Origin of the sequence: Mycobacterium sp. (assembly GCF_035623875.1) — a bacterium.
In the GTDB taxonomy this organism is placed as follows: domain Bacteria; phylum Actinomycetota; class Actinomycetes; order Mycobacteriales; family Mycobacteriaceae; genus Mycobacterium.
In genome coordinates, this window is sequence record NZ_DASPSP010000023.1 from 1 (window position 1) to 3,746 (window position 3,746).

A 3,746-nucleotide genomic window follows, 5' to 3' on the forward strand; every position below is an offset into this window, starting at 1 on the left:
AGAAAGGAGCTACATCGTGATTTTCCAGCCCACCACGATCGGCGCGCGGCGCCGGAATTGGTGCCGAACTCGACGTGCATATCCATCGTGTCAAGAACCAGGTCCGCACGATATGGGTTGTCTGACTGCATGATGCACGAACAACCACAACCGATCTCGATCGCCGGTCGCAGCCCAGCCAAGCCGGCACTGACGTCCCCGAGGCGTTGGTCCTTGAGACGATACCGACAATCGTTTCCGCGTGTTGGGTTGACTCGCATCGCTCATGGTGGAACCATTGCGTCAGCAAGCACCTCGCTAGGTGAGGCGTCTGCATGGATACAGGCCACTGACCTCGAACGTCGAGAGACGCCCAGGGTCAGGACAGCTCCTCCCGGGTTAAGGGTTGAGCCCAAGTGGCTTCCGGCTCAGCCGGATACGCCGTGCAGTGCCAAAGCTCTGACGAGAGGGGTGCGGCGGCCGGTTCGTCTGCCGGTTCCGCTTCATCCCGTGTGCGAGGTATTGGCACCCCTGTGTGCCCTGGCCGTGAGGAGGTGAGGCGAAGTGAGTCCAAGTGATAGTCCGTATCCGAGACCGATGACCATTTCGTTCGGATCCGGCCCCGGCGCCGTCTCCATTATCTGAATCGGCTTGCGCCGCTTCGCTTAACACTCACGCACGCTCTGCGTTCGTACGCGCGCGTGGTCCTGTTGTGCTGTGCCACGACTGCCGCCGCGGGTTGACCCTGCTTTGCCCAAAGGAGAATTCCGATGACTTTCGTGACCACACAGCCAGAAATGCTGACATCGGCAGCCGGCCAGTTGCAAGGTGTCGGCACAGCTATCGCCGCCCAGAACGCGGCTGCCGCAGCCCCGACGACCGGGGTGATCCCCGCCGCCGCTGACGAGGTGTCGGCGCTGACAGCGGCGCAGTTCGCCAACCACGCTCAGATGTATCAGGCGGTCAGCGCACAAGCTGCCGCGATGCACGAGATGTTCGTGCGCATCTTGAGCGCAAGTGCCGGTTCGTACGCGACCACCGAGGCAGCCAACGCGGTCGCAGCCCTGTAGAGGACTTAGGGGAGGCGTGTCATGCTGGACTTCGCGGCTCTGCCGCCGGAAATCAACTCAGCCAGAATGTATTCGGGCGCTGGCTCAGGGCCCTTGCTGGCTGCTGGCGCCGCGTGGAGCCAGCTGGCAACCGAAATCCGTTCGGCCGCAGCCTCTTACAGCTCGATTGTCGAGGGGTTGACCAACGGCAGCTGGCAGGGTCCGTCCTCGGCGTCGATGGCGGCGGCGGCCGCTCCGTATGCCACGTGGATGAACACCACCGCCGCCCAAGCTGAGCAGACGGCTGCCCAAGCCCAGGCGGCGGTCACGGCCTACGAGTCTGCATTTGGGATGACCGTGCCTCCGGCGGAGGTTGCGGCCAATCGCGCTCAGCTCGCGTCGCTGGTGGCGACCAACTTTCTGGGTCAAAACACCCCGGCGATTGCGGCCACCGAGGCTTTGTACAGCGAGATGTGGGCCCAGGATGCCGCGGCGATGTACGGCTACGCCGGTTCCTCAGCGACGGCTTCCCAATTGACGCCGTTCACCGCGCCGTCGCAAACCACCAACCCGGCCGGACTGGCCAGCCAAGGCGCCGCGGTGGCCCAGGCCACCGGCACCTCGGCCGGCAACGCCGGCAACTCGGCCAGCACTGCCACCTCGGCCGCCACCAATGCGTCGTCACTGTCGGGACTGGACAGTCTGGACAATCTGCTCAACATTGGCAACGGCTCAAACCTGGCGTCGCTATTGAGCGGGTCGGATAGCTCGGCGCTCGGGACCTTTTTGAACGGCAACTTTTTCAGCACTGCAGTCACCAACGGAGCACTCGCCGGTGGGCCGTTCAACCCGCAATTCCTCCTGCAGTCGATAGCGGGCTTCGACTTCCTCCGAGGCGCTAAGGGTGCCATGGGGTCATCGGGGCGTGGGTTGTTGAACCTGTTCAACCCGGGTGCGCTGGGATCGGGCTCGGCCGGTTTAGGCGGGGTCGGGTCCGGAATGTCGGCTGCTGCGGGTGGCGCCGGCCACGTTGGGGCGCTGTCAGTGCCGCCCAGCTGGCCGGCAGTCGCACCGAAAAGCCCGATCGCCCCTGCGCCGGGCCGCACCCCGCTCCCCACCCCGAAAACCGCAACAGGCGGACCCGGAGGTGTTGCCTCGCCGCTGTCGAACATGACCGGGCGCCCGCGCCGTCCGATTCCGAAATACGGAATGCGGCTGCCCCCAGTGATGGCACGCCCCCCCGCCGCCGGATAACAGATGAAGGGGACGCTGTCATGATCGACTTTGCGGTGTTGCCACCGGAAATCAATTCGGCCCGAATGTATTCCGGCCCAGGATCGGGCCCTCTGCTGACGGCTGGCGCTGCGTGGAGCCGGCTGGCAGCTGAAATGCGTTCCGCGGCCGCCTCTTACAGCTCGATAATCTCTGGGGTGACCAGCGGCAGCTGGTTGGGCCCGGCCTCGGCGTCGATGGCGGCTGCCGCCACCCCGTATGCGGCGTGGATGGACACCACTGCCACGCAGGCCGAGCAGACGGCTGCTCAGGCGCAAGCGGCGGTGAGCGCCTACGAGTCGGCGCTTTCGATGACGGTGCCTCCGGCGGAGATTACAGCCAACCGTGCTCGGCTGACGTCGCTGGTGGAAAACAACATTTTGGGTCAAAATGCCCCGGCGATCGCGGCGACCGAGGCCGAATACGGCGACATGTGGGCCCAAGATGCCGCGGCGATGTACGGCTACGCCGGATCCTCGGCGGCGGCTTCGCAATTGACGCCGTTCACCCAGCCGGCCCAGACCACTGATGCGGCAGGACTGACCGGGCAGGCCGCCGCAGTGGCCCAAGCCACGGGTACATCGGCAGGCACGGCAAGCACCTCGGCCAGCACCGCCAGCAGCGCATCATCAACTGCCGGGCTGTCGTCGTGGCTGTCAGACATCACCGCGCCAAACTCGAACACCGCCACCACCGGGCTGGCCGGGCTGCTCAATGATCTGGATGGATCCAACGGGTCATTGCTGGGAAGTTTTCTCAACAACGCCACGGTCGCCAACTTCAGCAACGCATTCACCACGAGTGGTCTGATGAACCCGACGGCGATGATCGATTCGGTGACGTGCTTTAGCTACCTGTTCCCCTCCCTGGCGGGCGGCGGGTTGGCTCCGGATGTGTCGGGTCTGGCCGCCGGACTCGGTTCGGGGATGGCCAAGTTGGGGTCGGCGGGCTTGCCGGGCCTTGGCGCGGCAGTGTCGGCCGGGATGCGGGAAGCCGCCCCGCTGGGCGTGCTGTCGGTGCCGCAGGGCTGGGCCGCGGCGGCCCCGACGTTCGGCAAGATTGCCACAGCGTTGCCCGGCGCCAGCGCGCTGACCCCCGCCTTGGGCGGGACCCCGCTGGTGTTACCAAGTGGGCCGATGGGCATGCCGGGTATGCCCTTGGCAGGGCTGATGGGCATGGTCGACCACGAGATGGAGGAACCGATGTACGGATTCCGCCCCATCGTGATGGCACGCCCGCCGGCCGCCGGTTGAGCCGGTAAATATATTGCACCACAGCACAATCCGTCATAGCTGATGAATTCAAGAGATAGGGAGATAGGGATATGCCTACGCGTTTTATGACTGACCCGCACGAGATGCGGGCGATGGCGGGCCGTTTCGATGTGCACGCTCAGACGGTGGAGGACGAGGCCCGCAAGATGTGGGCATCGAGCCAAAACATCGC

General features: G+C 65.2%; 3 protein-coding genes, 1 pseudogene and 1 riboswitch. All 4 genes and pseudogenes read left to right on the forward strand.

All coding sequences use genetic code 11. The features are described from left to right. Positions 1 to 286 precede the first annotated feature (286 nt). Positions 287 to 457: riboswitch (M-box (ykoK) riboswitch) on the forward strand. Between the two features lie 292 nt (positions 458 to 749). Next, entirely contained in the window at positions 750 to 1,049 is a 300-nt protein-coding gene (locus VEI45_RS02385) for a PE family protein (RefSeq protein WP_324849772.1), read from the forward strand. Between the two features lie 21 nt (positions 1,050 to 1,070). Continuing rightward, complete coding sequence (locus VEI45_RS02390; protein WP_324849774.1) at positions 1,071 to 2,282, forward strand: PPE family protein; 1,212 nt, start codon at positions 1,071 to 1,073, stop codon at positions 2,280 to 2,282. A 20-nt stretch (positions 2,283 to 2,302) separates the two neighbouring features. Next, positions 2,303 to 3,553 carry a PPE family protein gene (locus VEI45_RS02395; RefSeq protein ID WP_324849776.1) on the forward strand — a complete coding sequence of 417 codons (1,251 nt, stop codon included), beginning with the start codon at positions 2,303 to 2,305 and terminating at the stop codon, positions 3,551 to 3,553. Positions 3,554 to 3,624: 71 nt separating this feature from the next. Beyond that, positions 3,625 to 3,746, forward strand: a pseudogene (locus VEI45_RS02400) (WXG100 family type VII secretion target); the annotation flags it as partial.

Bases quoted from the DNA above. Each gene is read 5' to 3' on its own strand.
- VEI45_RS02385 (WP_324849772.1), top strand. From the start codon at position 750: ATGACTTTCGTGACCACACAGCCAGAAATGCTGACATCGGCAGCCGGC.
- VEI45_RS02390 (WP_324849774.1), top strand. From the start codon at position 1,071: ATGCTGGACTTCGCGGCTCTGCCGCCGGAAATCAACTCAGCCAGAATG.
- VEI45_RS02395 (WP_324849776.1), top strand. From the start codon at position 2,303: ATGATCGACTTTGCGGTGTTGCCACCGGAAATCAATTCGGCCCGAATG.